This is a genomic window from Dellaglioa algida DSM 15638, from assembly GCF_001434695.1.
Classification (GTDB): domain Bacteria; phylum Bacillota; class Bacilli; order Lactobacillales; family Lactobacillaceae; genus Dellaglioa; species Dellaglioa algida.
In genome coordinates this window covers 1-19,241 of record NZ_AZDI01000014.1, presented here as the reverse complement: position 1 = coordinate 19,241, position 19,241 = coordinate 1, and the positions used below count along the sequence as shown (strand labels likewise).

General features: G+C 34.5%; 25 protein-coding genes. 4 read left to right on the top strand and 21 right to left on the bottom strand.

The genetic code is table 11. The annotated features are described in order from the left end of the window. Window positions 1-394 (bottom strand): CvfD/Ygs/GSP13 family RNA-binding post-transcriptional regulator (locus tag FC66_RS07475; RefSeq protein ID WP_057974766.1); only part of this gene is annotated, 394 nt, incomplete at its 3' end. Between the two features lie 57 nt (window positions 395-451). Next, window positions 452-1,036 (bottom strand): peptidylprolyl isomerase, encoded by a 585-nt coding sequence (locus FC66_RS07470; protein WP_057974765.1) that lies wholly within the window; start codon window positions 1,034-1,036, stop codon window positions 452-454. A 131-nt stretch (window positions 1,037-1,167) separates the two neighbouring features. On the opposite strand from FC66_RS07470, the gene FC66_RS07465 reads away from it, so the two are divergent. Next, on the top strand, window positions 1,168-2,166 hold the full coding sequence (locus FC66_RS07465) for an NAD(P)/FAD-dependent oxidoreductase (RefSeq protein WP_057974764.1): 999 nt from the start codon (window positions 1,168-1,170) through the stop codon (window positions 2,164-2,166). 25 nt (window positions 2,167-2,191) lie between these two features. After that, window positions 2,192-2,830 carry a VTT domain-containing protein gene (locus FC66_RS07460; protein WP_057974767.1) on the top strand — a complete coding sequence of 213 codons (639 nt, stop codon included), beginning with the start codon at window positions 2,192-2,194 and terminating at the stop codon, window positions 2,828-2,830. A 26-nt stretch (window positions 2,831-2,856) separates the two neighbouring features. On the opposite strand, the gene FC66_RS07455 is transcribed toward FC66_RS07460, so the two are convergent. The 17 genes from FC66_RS07455 to ccpA form a co-directional block, all read right to left on the bottom strand. Next, the gene (locus tag FC66_RS07455; RefSeq protein ID WP_057974763.1) at window positions 2,857-3,495 is read right to left on the bottom strand and encodes a TIGR01906 family membrane protein; all 639 of its coding nucleotides are present in this window, start codon (window positions 3,493-3,495) and stop codon (window positions 2,857-2,859) included. Next, complete coding sequence (locus tag FC66_RS07450; RefSeq protein WP_420911481.1) at window positions 3,479-4,264, bottom strand: TIGR01457 family HAD-type hydrolase; 786 nt, start codon at window positions 4,262-4,264, stop codon at window positions 3,479-3,481. The genes FC66_RS07455 and FC66_RS07450 overlap by 17 nt, the downstream gene beginning before the upstream one ends. 22 nt (window positions 4,265-4,286) lie before the next feature. Beyond that, a complete protein-coding gene (locus FC66_RS07445; RefSeq protein ID WP_057974761.1) occupies window positions 4,287-4,901 on the bottom strand; it encodes a YutD family protein in 615 nt (204 codons plus the stop codon). A gap of 37 nt (window positions 4,902-4,938) precedes the next feature. After that, complete coding sequence (locus FC66_RS07440) at window positions 4,939-6,312, bottom strand: bifunctional metallophosphatase/5'-nucleotidase (protein WP_057974760.1); 1,374 nt, start codon at window positions 6,310-6,312, stop codon at window positions 4,939-4,941. 5 nt (window positions 6,313-6,317) lie between these two features. Continuing rightward, entirely contained in the window at window positions 6,318-6,929 is a 612-nt protein-coding gene (locus FC66_RS07435; protein WP_057974759.1) for a metallophosphoesterase family protein, read from the bottom strand. Window positions 6,930-7,027: 98 nt separating this feature from the next. Beyond that, window positions 7,028-8,401, bottom strand: coding sequence for an amino acid permease (locus FC66_RS07430; protein ID WP_057974758.1), 1,374 nt, complete (start codon window positions 8,399-8,401; stop codon window positions 7,028-7,030). Window positions 8,402-8,519: 118 nt separating this feature from the next. Continuing rightward, a complete protein-coding gene (locus FC66_RS07425) occupies window positions 8,520-9,536 on the bottom strand; it encodes a class I SAM-dependent methyltransferase (protein ID WP_057974757.1) in 1,017 nt (338 codons plus the stop codon). Window positions 9,537-9,598: 62 nt separating this feature from the next. Beyond that, window positions 9,599-9,907, bottom strand: a complete 309-nt coding sequence (locus tag FC66_RS07420; RefSeq protein ID WP_057974756.1) for a hypothetical protein — start codon at window positions 9,905-9,907, stop codon at window positions 9,599-9,601. Further along, a complete protein-coding gene (locus FC66_RS07415) occupies window positions 9,894-10,331 on the bottom strand; it encodes a type II secretion system protein (protein ID WP_057974755.1) in 438 nt (145 codons plus the stop codon). The genes FC66_RS07420 and FC66_RS07415 overlap by 14 nt, the downstream gene beginning before the upstream one ends. Then, window positions 10,328-10,615, bottom strand: a complete 288-nt coding sequence (locus FC66_RS07410; RefSeq protein WP_057974754.1) for a hypothetical protein — start codon at window positions 10,613-10,615, stop codon at window positions 10,328-10,330. The genes FC66_RS07415 and FC66_RS07410 overlap by 4 nt, the downstream gene beginning before the upstream one ends. Window position 10,616: 1 nt before the next feature. Then, window positions 10,617-11,012, bottom strand: a complete 396-nt coding sequence (locus tag FC66_RS07405) for a hypothetical protein (protein WP_146302684.1) — start codon at window positions 11,010-11,012, stop codon at window positions 10,617-10,619. 16 nt (window positions 11,013-11,028) lie between these two features. Then, the gene (comGC, locus tag FC66_RS07400; RefSeq protein WP_057974752.1) at window positions 11,029-11,343 is read right to left on the bottom strand and encodes a competence type IV pilus major pilin ComGC; all 315 of its coding nucleotides are present in this window, start codon (window positions 11,341-11,343) and stop codon (window positions 11,029-11,031) included. Beyond that, complete coding sequence (gene comGB / locus FC66_RS07395; RefSeq protein ID WP_057974751.1) at window positions 11,340-12,398, bottom strand: competence type IV pilus assembly protein ComGB; 1,059 nt, start codon at window positions 12,396-12,398, stop codon at window positions 11,340-11,342. The genes comGC and comGB overlap by 4 nt, the downstream gene beginning before the upstream one ends. Next, on the bottom strand, window positions 12,340-13,320 hold the full coding sequence (gene comGA / locus FC66_RS07390; protein WP_057974750.1) for a competence type IV pilus ATPase ComGA: 981 nt from the start codon (window positions 13,318-13,320) through the stop codon (window positions 12,340-12,342). The genes comGB and comGA overlap by 59 nt, the downstream gene beginning before the upstream one ends. 107 nt (window positions 13,321-13,427) lie before the next feature. Further along, window positions 13,428-14,162 carry a YebC/PmpR family DNA-binding transcriptional regulator gene (locus tag FC66_RS07385; protein ID WP_057974749.1) on the bottom strand — a complete coding sequence of 245 codons (735 nt, stop codon included), beginning with the start codon at window positions 14,160-14,162 and terminating at the stop codon, window positions 13,428-13,430. A 108-nt stretch (window positions 14,163-14,270) separates the two neighbouring features. Beyond that, complete coding sequence (locus tag FC66_RS07380; protein ID WP_057974748.1) at window positions 14,271-14,774, bottom strand: VanZ family protein; 504 nt, start codon at window positions 14,772-14,774, stop codon at window positions 14,271-14,273. Window positions 14,775-14,850: 76 nt separating this feature from the next. After that, window positions 14,851-15,852, bottom strand: a complete 1,002-nt coding sequence (gene ccpA / locus FC66_RS07375) for a catabolite control protein A (protein WP_057974747.1) — start codon at window positions 15,850-15,852, stop codon at window positions 14,851-14,853. A gap of 206 nt (window positions 15,853-16,058) precedes the next feature. Here ccpA and FC66_RS07370 point away from each other — a divergent pair, with 206 nt between their 5' ends. Further along, window positions 16,059-17,162: a M24 family metallopeptidase gene (locus FC66_RS07370; RefSeq protein ID WP_057974746.1), complete on the top strand. Its 1,104-nt coding sequence runs from the start codon at window positions 16,059-16,061 to the stop codon at window positions 17,160-17,162. Window positions 17,163-17,202: 40 nt separating this feature from the next. On the opposite strand, the gene FC66_RS07365 is transcribed toward FC66_RS07370, so the two are convergent. Beyond that, complete coding sequence (locus tag FC66_RS07365) at window positions 17,203-17,712, bottom strand: hypothetical protein (protein WP_057974745.1); 510 nt, start codon at window positions 17,710-17,712, stop codon at window positions 17,203-17,205. A gap of 17 nt (window positions 17,713-17,729) precedes the next feature. After that, window positions 17,730-18,128 (bottom strand): DUF948 domain-containing protein, encoded by a 399-nt coding sequence (locus tag FC66_RS07360; protein ID WP_057974744.1) that lies wholly within the window; start codon window positions 18,126-18,128, stop codon window positions 17,730-17,732. 172 nt (window positions 18,129-18,300) lie between these two features. Between FC66_RS07360 and FC66_RS07355 the strand changes: the two genes are divergently transcribed. Beyond that, window positions 18,301-19,212 carry a mechanosensitive ion channel family protein gene (locus tag FC66_RS07355; RefSeq protein ID WP_057974743.1) on the top strand — a complete coding sequence of 304 codons (912 nt, stop codon included), beginning with the start codon at window positions 18,301-18,303 and terminating at the stop codon, window positions 19,210-19,212. The last annotated feature ends 29 nt before the right edge of the window (window positions 19,213-19,241 follow it).

The window sequence follows — 19,241 nt, the reverse complement described above, 5'->3', positions numbered from 1 at the left end:
CTTGGTCAAGCCCATTTCGTTGAATATCTCCTAATTGTTGGTTTATCCAAAAATCTATTTTGTTATCTATTGCTTCAAAACCAGTGTTTACGGACCTATTAGTCCAATAATATTTATGATTGATTTTAACTCCAGAACTTTTTAAACTAGCATTTTTTTTAGAAACATTCCTAATTGAAAAGCTCATTTTACCGTTATATTCATCAATATCAATAATTTGCACTTTAACTTTTTCATTTATTTTCAAATAATTCAATACGTTGTCAACATATCCGTTATGACATTCTGAAATATGGATTAATCCTTGAATACCTTCTGCAATTGTTACAAAAGCGCCATATGGCTGGATTCCAGTTACGATTCCAGAAATTACTTGTCCTATTCTGTATTCCATATAAGTTTCTTCCTCTCATGTTAAACTATCCCAAAACAAAAAGGACTTTCATCCCTTTTATTTTGTCACTATCATATTTTCAATCACAATTGGTTCAACGGGTTTATCTTGCATTGCCGTTTTTGCATTCGCAATCTTATCAACAATGTCCATTCCACTAATTACTTGACCAAATACGGTATGATGAAAATCTAACCAGGGAGTACCACCTTTTTGATATTCTGTTATTGCCTCTTCAGGATAGTTAGCATCCTTTAGTTGATTAACCATTTGTTCAGGCACGTTTGAGTTTTGAACAATAAAAAACTGGCTACCATTTGTTGCAGGTCCAGAGTTAGCCATTGATAAAGCCCCTCTTATATTGAACAATTCAGGTGAAAATTCGTCTTCGAATGAATCTCCCCATAAACTTTCGCCACCCATTCCTGATCCAGTTGGGTCACCAGACTGCACCATGAAATCAGAAATCACTCGATGAAAGATAACATCTTTATAATATCCTTTCTCCGAAAGGCCGATAAAGTTCTCAACTGTTTTTGGTGCTTGTTCAGGAAATAATTGAATTACGATATCACCGTAATTTGTAACCATTTTAACTTGTGGACCTGTCACGTGTTCTAAGTCTAGTTGTGGATATGCCATAATTTTTGTTCCTCCTCTTTAAACTTTAATGATTTCATTGTACCCAATTTCGTTCTAATTTACTATTACTTTATATTTTTTATGCGTTATACTACTATAATGTTAACAAATAGAATACTAGGAGACAAAATATGACAGAAAAAGACATATTTGATATTACCATTATTGGTGCTGGGCCCGTTGGTCTATTTGCTTCAACTTATGCACATATGAGGCAAGCTAAAACTCAGATTATTGAGAGTCTTCCTGAAATAGGTGGGCAAGTTGGCACGCTATACCCCACAAAAAAAATCTATGATGTGGCCGGATTCGCCGGCATCTCTGGCGAACACTTAGTTAAACAGCTTTCAAATCAGGCTTCTCAATTCAATCCTGATATCAAATTAAACGAGACTGTTCTATCTTTTGTGAAGGAAGCCGATTTTTTTAAAATTCAAACTTCTAAACGTATTACATATAGTAGAACAATCATTATTACGGCTGGTATCGGTTCTTTCCAACCTCGAAAATTAACTATTCCCAATGCAACGGAGTTCGAAGATCAGTCTTTATTTTATAATATCAGTAATCCTGACAATTTCTCAAATAAAGAGATTGCCATTGCTGGTGGTGGCGACTCCGCAATAGACTGGGCGAATGAACTTTCCATAATAACTAATCAAATTCACATGATTCATCGTCGAGATACCTTTCGGGCTTTGGAATACAGCGTTTCGAAGTTAAAAGAAACTAATACCATCTTTGAAACACCCTTTGTCATTCAATCACTTTCTAAAAAAGAGGGTCGTCTTGCAATACTTTTGAAGCATTCTAAAGATAATATTAATAAAACAATAATTGTTGATAATTTACTTGTGAATTATGGTTATTTATCCGATAATAAAATTATTCGTAAATGGGGATTACTTATGAATAAAAAGTTGTTATCTGTGAATTCCGAAATGGAGACCTCAACTCCCGGTATTTTTGCCGCGGGAGATATCGTTTCATATCCGGGTAAAGTTGCTTTAATTACTTCGGGTTTCGGTGAGGCTCCTACTGCGGTAACTAGCGCTTTGAGTTATATCAACCCAAAGACTAGCCGAACCATTCACAGTACTCAGCTGATAAAACAAAATACAAAAAATTAAAGGAGTACGTATACTTATGTCCGTTATAAATTTTTTCATCGATTTTGTTCTACATATAGATACTCATTTAATCAGTATTGTCACTAACTTTGGGAATTGGACCTACCTTATTTTATTTTTCATTATTTTTATAGAAACTGGTGCTGTTATTTTACCATTTCTACCAGGTGACTCACTGTTGTTTGCCGCGAGCGCCTTGGCGGCAAATTCGATTTACCATTTAAATATTTGGATATTCGTGGGACTTTTCCTTGCAGCTGCCTACTTAGGCGACTCGTTAAACTTCTTTATTGGAAAAAAAGTAGGGAGTTCAGTTTCGGAACACGCTGTATTCGGTAAATTGATCAATCAAGATAATCTAAACAGAACTGAACAGTTCTTTAACAAACATGGTGGTCCCGCAATTATATTAGCCAGGTTCATGCCGATTATACGAACTTTCGCTCCTTTCATCGTTGGTGGTAGTGGATTTAAGTATTCTCGTTTCTTACGATTTAGTTTAATAGGCGGATTTTCATGGGTCACAATTTGTTGTTCTGCCGGATTTTTCTTTGGTAATATTCCAGCCGTTCAGGATCATTTTTCTCTAGTTGTCTTAGGAATTATATTAATCTCTCTAATTCCAGCCGTATTCGGTGGTCTCAAAGCAAAATTCAGTAAATAAAAAGAACATTGAGAAGTTAGAAAAATCTAACTTCTCAATGTTCTTTTTATTTCTCTTTTACCCACGTAAATTCCAATAAAAAAACATAGTTCTATCAGAATGAAGACTAGCAAGAAACAAATCATGAAGAAATTTTCTGGTAGAGCTAGGATAATAGGATCTAGTTGTGGATAAAATATCCAATCATTATTTCTAAACATGAGTTCATGAAATAATATGAAATAGTGTTCAAAGTTAAAGAAGAATAAAAACACACCAATAAAAGGGATGGTGGCTGCTATCTGAAACGGTCTAATTAATTTCCACAGTTCTTTTTGTTTCACTAACCGAATAATAAATGTTATTGCAATAAACCCAAAAATAATAAAACAAATATAATTAAGTAAAAATAATTGCTTAACATCATGGTAATGCTGCATACCATCATACGACGAAGGTAGCGTCATCTGCAGTTTGTCCACCCACGGGTAATTAAAATAACGTAACAAACTTTTATAATCAGACATCAATCCCGCTTGAGATAATCCAACTTTTTTTTCTAGATGTGATGTGGTCACAAAAAATCTATAAATGAACGTACTATTAATTACGATTATAATAGAAAAAGAGACAATCGCTAGATATAAACTCAGCCACTGCCCCACTTTTTTAACGCGTTCTATCATTATCAAAATCCCAATCATCAAGTGAATCCATTTGAATTGTTGGTTGTACCGGTTTTGATGCTACTAATTCCTTCGTTGAAACGCCCGTATAAACTAACATTGTATCAACGCCAAAATTAATCCCGGCCATGATATCAGTCATATAATTATCGCCGACCATTACGACTTCGCTCTTCTCAAGTCCCAATCTCAACAGCGCTTCTTCCATAATAATTGTCTCTGGTTTCCCAATATAAGTGGCTTCTTGCTGCGTTGTACACTCAACCATCCTTACTAAAGATCCGGCACCGGGAAGTAACCCTCGTTCGTTTGGAATATTCGTGTCAGCATTCGTTCCAATGAACTTAGCACCACGTTTGATGGCTAATGTAGCCATTTCAAATTTATGATAAGTAACATCAGAATCTAAACCAACGATAACGTAATCAGGCGTTGTTTCTTCAACAACAAAATTTTTATCCATAATAGCTTGTTTTAGTCCATGCTCTCCAATGATGTAAACACTTTTTTTATTGGAATCTAGTGAATCTAAGTAGTCTGCCGTCGCAAGTGCAGCCGTGTAGACTTCTTTTTCTGTCACATGAATATCAAAATTATTGGCTAAATTTGCAACAACATCTTTTGGCATTTTAGTCGTGTTGTTAGTCACAAATAAAAATGCTATATTACGTGCCTGAAGAGACTCAACGAATCTTTTTGCCGCCGCAATTTTTTCTTTTCCTCGATAGATTGTGCCGTCTAAATCAATCATATAACCTTTATATGCCATTATTATCACCTTATCCATTTAATTATGATTTATCTTTTTGTCTAATCACAAATTCGTGTTTCTTCGTACGCTTTGGTACCGGTTTTGAAACGTTCTTTGTCGTTTTAACAGGCTTCGTTTTATTTAATGGTGCTTTAGGTTTTTTATTTTTAATTTGATATTTTTTTTCAGCCGTATGTGCTTTTACTACTTGTTTTCTTCTTTTACCAACTGGCTTAATCGTTTTTTTACGTTCTTTCGGATTAGAAACTGGTTCAGGCTTTTGTATTTCCAAATTGTGTAATACAAAATAAGAACAGCCAAAATTACAATATTCATATAGATAATCTTCCAGGGTATCGATACATTGTGACCGGTATGCTTTCTTATTTTCAGTTTTATAAAAACCTCTTAATCGAAGCTGATCATACCCCCAATCACCAACGATATAATCATATTTTGTTAAAATTTGGCTGAACCGTTCCGTTAATTTTTCAATTTCGAAGCCATCTCTATAGTTTGAAACAAGATCATATGGACGGTTATCGATTACTATTCTGGTCTCACTCTGTCGAACAACATCACTAGCGTAGGCTTTTAATTTTTCTGCCTTGATTGCGAGCTGCTGTTCTCGTTTTTCTTTCTGTGCTTGATTCAAATTTTAAACCTCCTTTTACTGCTTTAGTCATACTTCATTATACAGAAAATTCCATTTTTAAATAGTCCCCAACGTAATCTCTCAAAAACTTTTTGCCATTTATGGTGATTTCGCCTGTTATTTCTATAGTTGGGAAGAAAGGAATGTACATGAAATGATCAACCGTTGCAAAGGTATAATAGGCATCCAGAATAATTTTTTGTTTATGATACAAAAGTTCGCCATTTTCTTGTTCCGTCAATCCGTCAACCACAACTTCACCAAATAATTGGCCTCTGAACCCCATCCCCCTAATTGGAAATTTTTTAAGAAATGACCTATTCTTTTTAATTTCCTGCATTAGTCGTATCAAATTATATCCAGTTAGTTTAACCGTAATCACCCGCATTGGATGCGGCAATGTCTGATGTAAGTCATTTTTAGTGACAACACCTTTTTGTAGATTTTTCAAAAGCAATCCACCATTTAACATGGCTATATCCGTTTTAGTCCCTAATTCAATTGCTTTAAGCGCCGCTTGCATTAATTCCGAATTTTGAGTCCACGATGTATTTAAATCTCTAGGTAAATTTGTAATAACCTCGGATGTTAACATTGATTCTCCTAGCGACCTGTATCCCGCTATTTCTGCCTGGTCACTGCTAATTTCGGGTAAACTTTCCGTTTCAATTACCCGGGCGTTTTTCTGGGTGATATTATGGTTCTCTAGCTCAACAGAGACTTCACCAATGTACATCCCCCATTTACCAGCCGCGGCTAATAATGAATCATTCACTATTTCCCCAGATTTTAACAAGTGATGTGAATGTCCGCCTAAAATGATATCTATCTGAGGATACTTTTGAGCAACTTTTCTATCTACGCCCAACCCTAGATGTGATAACAAAATAATAACGTCGACTTTACCGACTAACTTTTTCAAAAGTGCAGGTAAAACTGTATCAATTTGATTAGACTCCCACCCGTTCATCTCATAGGTCATCGGAAACGGTGCCGTTAATGCAATTATTCCAATTTTAGTCCCGGCCGCAGTTTCCATAAGCTTATATTCGGTTGCCCATGAAGGTCGACTATCGACTTCCCCATCAACCACATTATCAAGAATAATATCAAATGTTGCATCGTCGTATAAATGTTGTAACTGACTTCTTGAGTTCCCAATTCCTTCGTTATTTCCAATTGTAACAGCATCATATTTCACGGTATTCATTAATTCTATATTTGCCTTACCATTTGTCGCTTCTGATAACGGATGGACACGATCAATTGCATCCCCGATATCAAATGTTAAAACAGTCTGTCCTTGCCTCTCAAGATTAATTTTTTCTGATTGTAAAAATCGTCTGATTTTAGGCCAATTCTCTAAATGTGAATGAATATCATTCGTGTGTAAAATTGTGATTTTTTCCATTGATTTCAATCCACCTCATCTTGGTTTTTTAATGCTTCTTTTTTACCAGCAATCATGACGTCAATTTCAGCCATCGTAAACGGTGCACCAAATTTTTTCTGATTTTCCAGATAACTAACCTCTGGAGAGTCAATACCAACATTAATATTTGTCTCAGAATTCACACTATAGTGGTGAATGTGCCCGTGTAAATTGATACTATTATTTGTAATTCCCAGCATCATGGGGTAATGTGTCAAAAAAAGTTGATGATGATTCATTTTTAATAAAATACCAACATCATGAAATTCGAATTTCGGTTTATTTTTAATTAAAATATTTTGTTTTTTTATATAATTGATGATTGAACGATTGTCATGGTTACCTTTGATAAAAGTAATTCGACCGTTTAATTGCATTAAAATTTTAAAAATTGCCTCATTACCACCAGAATTAGCCATTAAAACTGCAACGTCTCCAAGATGATAAACTAAATCATCATCCGTAACAATTTCATTCCAGCTGTTAATGATTGTTTGATTCATTTCATTGACATCTTTGAACGGTCTCGGTGCAAAATCGTTATTTCCAAGTAATTTTCCATGCATAAAATGCGTATCAGACGTAAAAAATATCATATTTTTCACCCTTCTTCCTAAATATTCTTTAATCTTATAGTTTATATCTCGAATATACAAAAAAAAGACCTTAATAAATCTTAGGTCTTTCAAAAAATTTAATCTGCAAGTTTCATTTGAACACTTTTAATACCGTACAGAATAATCAACCAGCAAATTGAGGCAATAAGCGCAATTAATGTATCCGGCTTCAAACACAATACGATACCCACAAATGTCAGAAATGCCAAAATCAAGTAGTTCGTCATAGGAAAGAGTGGCATTTTAAATGCTAATGTTTCTTCTGCCTTTTCTAGCTTAATTTTACGACGATATTTCAAATGTGCTATAACAATCGTACCCCAAATGAACAAGAAACACGTCGTCGCGATACTTGAAATAAAGGTAAATACAGATTCTGCCATAAACATATTTAATATAACTGAAATAGCAATCACAGCTGTTGAAAATTTTAATGCAAATGCGGGAACTTGATTGTGCGAAAGTGTACTGATTTTTTTAGAAAACTTATTTTTTTTACCATAATTTAATGAAAATAACATTCTTCCAGTACTAAATAACGATCCATTACAAGCAGATGCGGCAGCCGTAATGACAACAACGTTAATGATACTAGCTGCAGATTTTATCCCAATATTTTCAAAAACTTGAACAAAAGGACTTTGTGACTCTGATATCATGTTCCAAGGATAAATTGCCATAATTGCCAAAAGTGACCCCACGTAAAATAAAATAATTCTTAGCGGGATTTCATTAATTGCTTCTGGAATCACCTTCATCGGATCTTCCGTTTCAGCAGCAGTTAGCCCAACCATCTCGATACCTACAAAACTGAATAATACCATTTGAAATGATAGAACAAATCCTTTAATTCCTTGAGGAAAGAAGCCACCGTGATTGACTAGGTTCGTTAAACTAGCGTGCCCGACCGATGTTTTAAAATTGACGACGACCATATATATACCAATACAAATCAATACAACAATGGCAATAATCTTAATAAGTGCGAACCAAAATTCCGTTTCACCAAATAGTCCAACCGTAACTAAGTTTATCCCTAAAAGAATTAGTAACATGACCATACCGGGAATCCACTGTGGTAAACTGGGAAACCAAAACTTCATATAAAGTCCAACCGCGGTAATCTCTGTCATTGCGATTGTTACCCAACAAATCCAATAAGTCCATCCGGCAACAAATCCAACTTTTTCACCTAAATATTCATAAATAAAATCAATAAATGAGTGTGCATCCACATTGGATAGTAGAAGCTCACCCAGTGATCGCATTAAAAGAAAACATGCAATCCCCGTAATGAGATATGCTAGTAATATAGATGGACCTGCCAAATGGATCGATTGTCCAGCTCCTAAAAATAATCCAGTCCCTATTGTTCCACCAATCGCAATCAATTGAACGTGGCGACTTTTTAGTCCCCTGGAATGATGGTCACCTGAACTTTTGTCTGTCATTGCTATCAATCTCCCTCTATGTAATTAGATAAATTATACATGACGTTCGCCAATTTCAAAAGACATATTTTCTTCAAAAATTACCAAAACAAAAAAGTAACTCAAAATATGAGTCACTTTATCTGTTGTTAAAATTAATTTGAATCCATTTATCTAACGTCTTAACAAAATTTTGGAATTGTTCTTCATCTTTTAGTGATGGGAAATCTCCTAATAACACTTCGTCTACCTGTTTACTGTTATTTCCATGTTTTTGTATAATTAAGATTGATTTACGTGAACCGGCAGAACTAAATAAATTAGCCGGTAAATTTAACATTCCCTGAAGATATGCATTTTCCTGAATGTAGACTAATAATTTTTTTGCTTCTTCAGTTTCAAATAAACCTGTAGGCACAAGATAGACACCAAATCCGCCATCATTCAAGTAGTTTACCGATTGTTCAATTAATAAATGGTGAACGTAAGAATGTCCCTCAGTAGCACGTGTTGCAAAGTGACTGACCCGCTCATCCAATGGATAATAACCAATTGGTAAGTCCGCAATAACCACATCAGATTTTTTAACGACTAAGTCATCAATTGCGTCCTGATGAAATAAATCCAAATTCAGCCGTTGTAATTGCCCACTTAATCCGGCAATTGACAGCATTGTATCGTCGTTATCAACTCCATATGCCTTAGATATTTCAAACTTGTCCGTAGACATTTGGTTTAAAATAGTTGTTAAGAGGTTTCCCGATCCAACCGTAATATCCAATAGGCTGAACGTTTTCTTCTCACCCATCAGTTTTTCAAGTACAAATGCCACTAAAAAGCCAATTGTATCAGGTGTCATTTGATGATTAGGTTGAATTTTTTCTTGTCTGGTTGCCTTCAGCAAAACTAACTGAATAACTTTGCGTACATCTTCCGATGATAATGACTCTAGATTCATTTTTTTATAAATTTGATTTAAAAGCTTCACATCTTGATCATTTGGTAGACCCGATTCCACATGCGCGGACTTATTGTCTAACAAGTTATTGCTAGTTTCAATAAAGGCATCTAAATAAGTGATTTCTAAACTTTTTTGTAAAATATCAATTGTTTCGTTAATTTGATTAAAGTTCATTTCAATTTCTTCTAATGACATAAAATCACTCCCTGAATTTATTTGCTCGTTTCAGTTTAACGATTTTTAATTATCAATTCAAGTTAAGTTTCTTTTTTATCATTTAAAAATGTATATTGAACATCATTTTTTAGTTTTATCCGGTAAACGTTCTTCTGGTACTCGACGGTACCTAGATTATAATAAAATGTTTCATCAATTTTTTTGGATGTCTGATTTAGAATAGTCATATTTTTCATTGTCTCTGCCTGATTGTATTGACATATTTTTTGGTAACTAGTAATTTTCGCATAAAAATATGCTAATTGACCCGTTAATAAAACAACCATCATCATTAAACAAAACATAGCCGAGACAACTAGATGCCCACCTAATAAATTATTTTTTTGCATTTTGAGCCTTCTTTTCCATCGGAATTACCAATTTTAAAGTTCTATTTTGATGTTCTTGTTTAATTTTCAAAAATAAAATAGGTTCGTCGTACTCGATTGAGAATGATTTAACATGGTATAAAATTGGCACGTGTCCTCCCGAAAACCCGATGAATTGAATCATCTCACCATGTTGACTAAGAAAATATCTAGCGCCCGTTTTATTATTCTTTAATGCAACCGTATATTTACCAACATCTATGATATTAAGATCTAGTTGATCTGACTCTAATAAACTAATACATTGTTGTAATGAAAACTCACTATTTTCATTACTTTTTTGATATTGGCTTGTACACAATTTCCAACATGTTGTCATCAGACTGAGAGAAATAACAAATATTCCTAAGGCAACAATGGTCTCTAACAGTGAGAACCCCTTCATTTTAATTTTACGCTGACTAATTCTTCCTCAGACTGGATACGAATTTCCGATTTAGTGGCACATTGTAAATCACCTTCAACTAATTTTGTTAAATTACTCGTTGGATGAATCACTAATAGCTTACTAACCTCACGTAAATTTCTCGTAAGTGTTGTTTTATGATTCCAGTAATCCGCTTGCTTTCGTAACGTATGATTTGTTTGAACGTACAGTCCAAATCCTGATGCCACAATAGTTAACGTCATAATGGCATCAGCTAACACAATTCCCGATAACTTTCGCATATCACTCTACATCCCTTCTAATAAATTGGCCCCATCCAATTTGGAAAACCAATTTTTGATTTCTATTTGGTAAAGTAGATTTAAAATTAACCGTCTTTCCGGTTATCTGTCCGCTTCTACTGATTTTAATCGTCACCTGTTTTTTTACGGTTACAGTCTTCGGATAACTGAGACTAATTTTATTTTTTCCATTGATGATAGTCATTTTATTTTCATTAAAATTAATAATATTGGGCATCTTATTTAGCGGTGATTCTATGACCGCGCTTTGCCATAACTGTTCAAAATTTTGCCAAAATTGCTTTTCTCTAGACGTTGCCAATGCCCTATCCATCGGTCCCATCAACAATAAGCCACATAAACTAGTAACCGCCAGCGCAATCAACATTTCAATCATGCTAAATGCGCATAACTTATTTTTCAGTTTTAACGACATTATTTGAAATAACTATATGATTTGCTTGCGCTTCTTTCTCTTGCTTCTCAGTGAGATATTTTTCTGAAACTAAATCGGAAAAATTAATTGATTTATTGTGTGTCTCATTTTCGTACAAATCAACTTGGGTTTGGACTACACTGACCAATGCTTCGTCATTAACGTGCTTTGCACTTGTCCTTTGGTGCCCAATATTCGGAAGTATAATTAACATTAAGAGAGAGATAATAAAAAGGACGCAGAGCATTTCAACAAGTGTAAATGCCTTTAATTTTTTTCGATTGTTTTTCATTTAATTTCCTCCATTGTTTGATACATAGGTAATAAGATTGCTAAATATAGTCCAACGATACAAGCCGCCACAATTATAAATGCAATTGGTTGCACATAAACCATCATTTTTTCGACAGATGATTCAAATTTTCGATAAGTTAATTCAGAAAATATTAGTAATTCCTGACTCATCACCTCTAACGTATTTCCCTTTTCAAGAAATATAGTTAGTTCCTTCGGAAAAAGTGGGTTCTTATCAATCATTTGTTTAGTATTACCGCCCTTTTCAAAATGTTGTGTAAGTTGACGTCCCAGTTGATGAAGTAACGATTCTTGATCAAATTGGTTTAAATAATCACATATTTTATTGAGATTCAAGCCACTCGATAGCAGTAGGCCTAAATTAAAAGTTAAGTAATAATGGCAGTAATCTTTATAAATTTTGCCGACTACGGGTATCTGACAATACCAAACATGTCGATTCATTGTCGTTTGCCTAGAAACACGAATAATAATTTTAATACCGTAACCTATAAGTAAGCTACTAAAGAGACCAATTATACTTTTTACAATGATTACTTTGATTCCAGAGTTCGAGGTCGTTCCCAGTTGGCTATAGTTAATTTCTGGTAATATAAATTGCTGAATACCAATATATAATGCAATTAATAATCCCATCAATATAATTGGATATTGCAACAGTTGCTTTAATTGTTTCTTTTGTTTAACTCGAACTGCCATTAATTTACCTAACTGATTAATACTCTTGTTTAATCCACCATATTTTTCAGAAATCATAATTTGATAATATGAACTTTTTGAAATGTAAGGTTTAATTCCCGTCGAAAATGCCTCACCATGACTTAACTCGGCTTCAATTTTTTGAATATCTAATTTACCCGTTGAAAATAATCTCGTCGTAGTGGTTAATGCTTGTTTCAATGAAAACCCGGCATCCAATAAATCCGCTAATACTTCAAAAAATTCACTTTGCTTTTTTATTGTCCACCTTTCCCTATTGATAACGACTTGCCGTTTCCAATGTAATAATGTTGTTTTTAACGCATTCAGCAAGATTTTTGTGCCACCTTTCTAGCGGAATTTTTTGATTATCCGTCCCATCAAAAATATTCTTTAAATTCTGACCGGATAATAAATCGAATAAAACGCCATTTGATCCCTGCGTTGTTTCAATTAAGCGTTGGTAGCTAACCGCCTGCAATGATTCTTTTAAATCACTTCGGCTAACACCAAGATTTTCTAAGCGTTTAATTGTACCGGCCGCATTTCTTGCATGCACGGTACTTAAAATTAAATGACCGCTCATAGCCGCTCTAATTGCCGCATCAGCAGTTAATTCATCCCTAATTTCACCAATAATAAAAATGTCTGGGTGATGCCTCAACCCAACCTTCAATAACTCTGCATATGTCATATTTGCTTTATCGTTCACTTGTAGTTGAATAAAATTTGTATTATAAATTTCAACGGGGTCTTCGATTGTTAATATCGTCCTCTGACGTTGTATCTTTTCGGCAAGTTGATACATGGTTGTCGTTTTACCTGAACCCATGGGACCCGAAAACAAAATTAAACCACTAGATTTGCATAAACCGGCTAATTCTTCAAATTGATATGGCAACAATCGGTTTATCGGCATATTAGTTTCCGAATAAATGAATCGAATAACGATTGATTCCCTTCCTAAAAAATCGCCTACGCTGGAAATCCTACAATTAATCTGTTCATGTCCAATTTGCCATTGAAAAGCCCCAAACTGTGGCCGCCTATTCTCACTCAAAATCATATTAGCTTTAAATTTAAGAAAGTTATTCATTTGCATCAACTTTCTTTCTGAATATGTATCCAAATTATGATATTGGTTTGAGATACGATACTTAACTGAGCACCCTTTGGCATTTGGAATTATATAAAGATCACTTGCCTTCTTCTCAACGCAGATTTTAAAAATTGTATTCATTTCTGTTTCAATCATTTCAATATTCCTCCCTTCTTCATATTGAAATACGCAAAAAAAGCCAAAACATTTAAGTTTTGGCTTTTTTTGCGTATTTTTATTTTTTGAACGATTATCTTTAAAATTTATTCTTCGTCCGATAAATCTCCAGCATGGAAAACTTCTGAAACATCGTCATTTTCTTCCAATGCATCAATCATGTGGTGGAATTGTTCAATTTTATCTTCGGGAACTGGTACTAGGTTTTGAGGAACCATGACTAATTCAAATGTATCTAATTTGTAGCCTTTACCCTCTAGTGAAGCACGAACATCTGGTAAATCTTTAGGATCCGTATAGATTTCAAATAATTCTTCTGATGTCTTTAAATCTTCGGCACCAGCATCAATAACATCTTCAAACATTGCATCTTCGTCTGTATCTAGTTCTTCACGAGAAATCACAATGTATCCTTTACGATCAAACATATAGTTAACAGAACCAGTTTCGCCTAAGTTTCCACCATTACGTGTGAACGCAATACGGACTTCTGATGCCGTACGGTTACGGTTATCTGTTAAAGTATGAACCAAAATGGCTACTCCACCTGGTGCATAACCTTCATATGTGATTTCTTCATAATCTGCACCCTCAGAACCAGATGCTTTATCAATAGCACGTTTAATATTATCTTTAGGCATATTTGCAGCTTTTGCTTTATCAAGCATCAAGCGTAACGAGGGGTTCGAATCGGGATCAGGGCCACCACTTTTTGCAGCCATGTAAATTTCTCTTGATAATTTTTGGAAAATTTTACCACGCTTAGCATCTTGTGCATTTTTTCGACCCTGGATGTTATTCCATTTTGAATGTCCTGACATAATTCCCTACCTCTTTCCGAAATGTTTCTGAATTTTTACTTTTAACCGTTTATTATAGTATCAAAATAACGAGCTAATATCAACATGATTCGCGTGAAATAGCCTAATTTAGTTCTTGCGGGTTTTTCTTCGATGATAAAGCGTCACTATTAGTATAGTTAATAAAACCCCTGCTGTTGCACCAATTGTATCAAGAATTACATCCTGAACGAGGGGTGATCGTCCACCCGTCAAACTTTGATGAAATTCATCAAATGATGCATAAATTGCGGCACAAGCAATTGCAATAAATCCACTATAACGCCATTTTTTAATCCTATTTTTTAATCCCAAGAATATAAAACCGGCCATTAAAAAATACGTCATAAAATGGGCCGCTTTGCGAATGAAAAATTCAACAAATTTGAAATAACCAACTTGTTGAACACTTTCAACCTGACCCGCATAACTAAATGACACATTTGATAACCAGTTCTCAAACGGTTTATTAGCTAAATATTTTTCAAGAAATGGAACAGACGTCTGCTGTTTATAGGTCTCCGATGAACTTATAAATAGAATCACAATAATTAGTACTGCCAAAGCGAAGTAAATATTATTTTTATTTTTCATAAATTTTCCGTCCAAATTCTAATAAAAAAACTTGATTTACTTCAAATAACAATTGAAGAATCAAGTTTTTATTAAATTATTTTGTTGAAGAACGCTTAATTAAGCCATATGGTAACAGAATAGTCTTTTCACTGACTTCTTCTTTATCCATTAATTTTGTTAACAATCTCATTGAAACTGCGCCCAAATCATACAAAGGTTGTGTAATTGAAGATAATTTAGGTCGAACAATTTCAGTTAATTTTGAATCATTACTTGTAATAATTTCAAAATCTTCTGGCACACGTAATCCAGCATCCCTAGCACCATTTAAGACACCAACAGCTAATTCATCGTCACCGACAAAAGCAGCAGTTGCATGACTTGAAGCGATTGCTGGCCATAATGTTTCGCCAGCACGATATGAGTAATCTGTTTCAAAAATTAATTCTTTATCAAATTTGATTCCGGCTTTTTCAAGAGCCATCTTGTAGCCTTTAAGACGGTATTCACCATTAATTGGTTCATCCATCGAACCAGAAACAAATGCAATGCGTTTGTTTCCATTATTAATTAAGTCCGTTATTGATTCCATCACAGCCGCAACGTAATCAATATTTACGCTACCTAATTCTCCAGTAGGATCAACTGATCCTGAAAGGACAACTGGCGTCCGACTTCTTTTCAATTCAGCACGTAATTCATCAGTAATTTGATTACCCATGAAAATAATGCCATCAACTTGTTTAGCTAATAATGTATTTAATACCTGTACTTCTTTTTGACCATTTTGATCAGAGTTAGCTAAAATGATGTTGTATTTATACATTGTTGCAACATCATCAATTCCACGAGCCAATGATGAAAAGTATATATTAGTTACATCGGGAATAATAACCCCAACTGTCGTCGTTTTTTTACTTGCCAAGCCTCTTGCAACTGCATTAGGTCTGTAATCAAGACGATCAATCACTTCCAAAACTTTCTTTCTTGTTGCTGGTTTAACGTTGGGGTTACCGTTAACCACTCGTGAAACAGTAGCCATTGAAACGGCTGCTTCTCTTGCTACATCATAAATTGTTATTGTTTGCTTATCCATTAATATTATTTCCTCTCATTACTTAAATATCAAGTTTTCATTCCGTTTTCATGCACTAGAACAATTTAGCAAATTTTCAAGATAATTGCAAGCGTTTTTACCTTATTTTCATGAAAATAAAATTTATATAATGAAAATTACAATTCTTCATCGTTATTCTATAGCTATGTTATAATGCAGTATACTAATGTAAAGGGAGAGATTTCATGTCACATATTGCATCTTTACAACAATGGCTTGCCAATAATGGCACAGACATTGCTTATATCAACGATCCAATGAGTATCCAATATTTTACTGGTTTTGAAAGTGATCCAATTGAGCGCGTTATGGCACTCTTCGTATTTGCTGATCAAGATCCATTCTTATTTACGCCGGCTCTCGAAGTTGAAGCTGCCAAAGATACAGGTTGGAAATACCCTGTTTATGGTTATCTTGATCATGAAGATGCCTTTGCAATCATTCAAAGTGAAATCAACAAACGTCAAAATTCACCAAAAAAATGGGCCATTGAAAAAGGTAGCTTAACCGTTGAACGTTATGATGCTATTCGTCGTATTTTCCCAAGCGCAGAATTTGTTGCCGACGCAACGGGGTTCATCGAAACACTTAAGGTCATAAAAACACCCGATGAAATTGAAAAATTAAAAGTTGCCGGAAAATGGGCAGATATTGCTTTTGAAGTTGGTTTTAAAGCTCTTCAAGAAGGTAAAACTGAACAAGACATCGTTGCCGAAATTGAATATGCAATGAAGAAACAAGGTATTATGCACATGAGCTTTGATACTATCGTACAAAGTGGTAAAAATGCTGCAGAACCTCATGGATTCCCAAAGAAGGACTTAATTCAGCCAAATGCACTGACATTGTTTGATTTAGGTGTCATTTCAGACGGTTATATCTCAGATGCAAGTCGGACTGTTGCTTTTGGTAAACCAAATGAAAAATCTTTAGAAATTCATAAAGTATGTTTAGAAGCTCAATTAACGGCACAAGCTGCTGCTAAACCCGGTATGATTGCTGAGGACTTAGACAAAATCGCCCGTGACATTATCGTTAATGCCGGTTATGGTCAGTACTTCATTCACCGTCTCGGTCACGGTATGGGCCAGAGTGAACATGAATTTCCTTCAATTATGGAAGGAAATAAAATGGAACTTAAACCTGGCATGTGTTTCTCAATTGAGCCTGGTATTTATATTCCTGGTGTTGCTGGTGTCCGTATTGAAGACTGTATCTACTTAACCGAAAATGGTAATGAACCTTTTACAGTTACGCCTAAAACGTTAAAAACAATTGAACTTCACTAGACAAAAAAACTCATTACAATGTAATGAGTTTTTTTTGTCTTTATTTTTCGCCTGTCCATCCGTCGGGATAAATTGTTTCGGCTTTTCCTTCTGCTTCATCAGCATCTTTAGCTTCACCAAAGGCGCTCTTGCTATCAACATAAATATCTTCATCAGCTAAGTCTGAAAATTCATCTGTTAAATCAGTCATTTGTTCAAAAATATCGTCTGATTCCATAGCCAATTTATTCTTTAAATCATTTTTTGCATTGATCAATGCGTCCTTAGCGTTAGCATAGGCATCCTGACTCATAAGTAAGTCACTTTTTTCAGAGATTGTATCACTTATATTATTTTTTATCTCGTCAAAATCACCTATTTTATCTTTTAAATCGTAACTAGCATCTTCAGCATACGCCTTATATTCCAGTACTCGATCACGTGCATCCATAGCTTTTTCTTCGATTTGGTTTTTAATATCTTGCTTTGTTTTTTCTGAAATTAATTTAGAAGCTGCATATGCGGCAACTCCACCCGTAATTGCTAACCCCAATAAGAATTTTTTTGACATGTTAACCCCTCCTTGATTTAAGCTTTTCTATTTTTATAAAAATCAAATGCTTTTTTACCAACATTAATGAAAGCCGAAGAATCTTTAGCTTTTTTTGATGTTGCTGAAACATGTGATACTAGGTCGCGGCTTGCATCATTCAAATCTGACACGCTTTCGCTTAGATCGGCAACTGCCTGAAATAACGGATCTATCGTTGCCACTTTACCATTCACATCGTCTAATAAGACATTTGATTTCACTAGCATATTTTCAACCTCACCAGATAGTCCATCAACGTCACTGGTAATTGCTGAAATACTTTTATTAACTTCTCCGAGCGTTCTCATCATTTGCATTAAAACGAAAATAATGAATAGAACTAAAACCGCAAAAGCAATAGCGGCAATTAATCCCGCAATTTGTCCAACTGTCATAATTATTCCTCCTATTTACTTATGTAAAATAATTCAAAATCTACTTATAGGATAGCATTCGAACCTTAAAACTGCAATCGATACCATACTGCAGTTTAGCATTTAAATTACACATTAACTCATATATTTGCTATGATGATATCAATAAATAGATTTAGAGGTGAACAGTATTTTGAACAATCTTTTTTTAACCCATATTTCAAAGGATAGCTTAGTTTTAGGCACCTTACTTAAAACGGTCACGAAACAGGGTAATTTCATTTCACGCTACATAGCCGATATTGATTGGGATTCGATTATTAGCCATTTAGTTGAGCTAGCATTTTCACTTATTTTTTTCTCGTTCTTATTTATCGTTATAAATTGGATTGGTAAAAAAATTATTCGTCGAACATTTGCTCAATACCGAATGTCCAGCAAATATTCAACAAACAGGGTCGAAACAATTAATTCTCTAACATTAAATTTGTTTCATTATGTTATGTTGTTCTTTTATTTATATGCCATTCTTTCAGTACTTGGCGTTCCAGTCGGAACACTTATCGCTGGTGCTGGAATCTTAAGTGTGGCCTTAGGTCTTGGCGCACAAGGATTTGTGACCGACGTCGTCACCGGATTTTTCATTCTTTTAGAACAACAATTTGACGTTGGTGACATCGTTAGAATCAATACTATCGAAGGCCCTATCGTAGCTGTCGGATTACGAACGACACAGATTGAAGACTATGATGGTATCTTACATTTTGTGCCAAACCGTAATATTACAATTGTCAGTAACTTATCTCGAAACAATATGAGAGCCGTCATCGATATTCGAATTGATGTTACCGATGATGTTGATAAAATAACCGAAATTGTACAAAAAGTTAATGATCAATTAGTTCCACTTCACCCTGAAATTAAAGATGGCCCAAATATTTTGGGTCTTGTCGATCTAGGCAAAGGAAGTTTAGTCTTCAGGGTTGTTGTGTTCACGTTAAATGGCGAACAGGCCCCAATCCAACGAACATTTTTGGCGGGTTACTTAGCCGCCTTAAACGAAGCCCACATACATGTGTTAAACTCACCTATCACACTTAACTAAAAAGGTTCTATACTTTTGAGTGTTGATGA

Bases quoted from the DNA above. Each gene is read 5' to 3' on its own strand.
- FC66_RS07455 (WP_057974763.1), bottom strand. From the start codon at position 3,495: ATGATAGAACGCGTTAAAAAAGTGGGGCAGTGGCTGAGTTTATATCTA.
- FC66_RS07405 (WP_146302684.1), bottom strand. From the start codon at position 11,012: ATGATTGAAATGTTGATTGCGCTGGCGGTTACTAGTTTATGTGGCTTA.
- FC66_RS07365 (WP_057974745.1), bottom strand. From the start codon at position 17,712: ATGTCAAAAAAATTCTTATTGGGGTTAGCAATTACGGGTGGAGTTGCC.
- FC66_RS07450 (WP_420911481.1), bottom strand. From the start codon at position 4,264: ATGGCATATAAAGGTTATATGATTGATTTAGACGGCACAATCTATCGA.
- FC66_RS07425 (WP_057974757.1), bottom strand. From the start codon at position 9,536: ATGTCATTAGAAGAAATTGAAATGAACTTTAATCAAATTAACGAAACA.
- FC66_RS07430 (WP_057974758.1), bottom strand. From the start codon at position 8,401: ATGACAGACAAAAGTTCAGGTGACCATCATTCCAGGGGACTAAAAAGT.
- ccpA (WP_057974747.1), bottom strand. From the start codon at position 15,852: ATGGATAAGCAAACAATAACAATTTATGATGTAGCAAGAGAAGCAGCC.
- FC66_RS07360 (WP_057974744.1), bottom strand. From the start codon at position 18,128: ATGACAGTTGGACAAATTGCGGGATTAATTGCCGCTATTGCTTTTGCG.
- FC66_RS07370 (WP_057974746.1), top strand. From the start codon at position 16,059: ATGTCACATATTGCATCTTTACAACAATGGCTTGCCAATAATGGCACA.
- FC66_RS07435 (WP_057974759.1), bottom strand. From the start codon at position 6,929: ATGATATTTTTTACGTCTGATACGCATTTTATGCATGGAAAATTACTT.
- FC66_RS07385 (WP_057974749.1), bottom strand. From the start codon at position 14,162: ATGTCAGGACATTCAAAATGGAATAACATCCAGGGTCGAAAAAATGCA.
- FC66_RS07440 (WP_057974760.1), bottom strand. From the start codon at position 6,312: ATGGAAAAAATCACAATTTTACACACGAATGATATTCATTCACATTTA.
- FC66_RS07410 (WP_057974754.1), bottom strand. From the start codon at position 10,615: ATGCGAAAGTTATCGGGAATTGTGTTAGCTGATGCCATTATGACGTTA.
- comGC (WP_057974752.1), bottom strand. From the start codon at position 11,343: ATGAAAAACAATCGAAAAAAATTAAAGGCATTTACACTTGTTGAAATG.
- FC66_RS07415 (WP_057974755.1), bottom strand. From the start codon at position 10,331: ATGAAGGGGTTCTCACTGTTAGAGACCATTGTTGCCTTAGGAATATTT.
- FC66_RS07465 (WP_057974764.1), top strand. From the start codon at position 1,168: ATGACAGAAAAAGACATATTTGATATTACCATTATTGGTGCTGGGCCC.
- FC66_RS07380 (WP_057974748.1), bottom strand. From the start codon at position 14,774: ATGAAAAATAAAAATAATATTTACTTCGCTTTGGCAGTACTAATTATT.
- comGA (WP_057974750.1), bottom strand. From the start codon at position 13,320: ATGATTGAAACAGAAATGAATACAATTTTTAAAATCTGCGTTGAGAAG.
- FC66_RS07470 (WP_057974765.1), bottom strand. From the start codon at position 1,036: ATGGCATATCCACAACTAGACTTAGAACACGTGACAGGTCCACAAGTT.
- FC66_RS07420 (WP_057974756.1), bottom strand. From the start codon at position 9,907: ATGCAAAAAAATAATTTATTAGGTGGGCATCTAGTTGTCTCGGCTATG.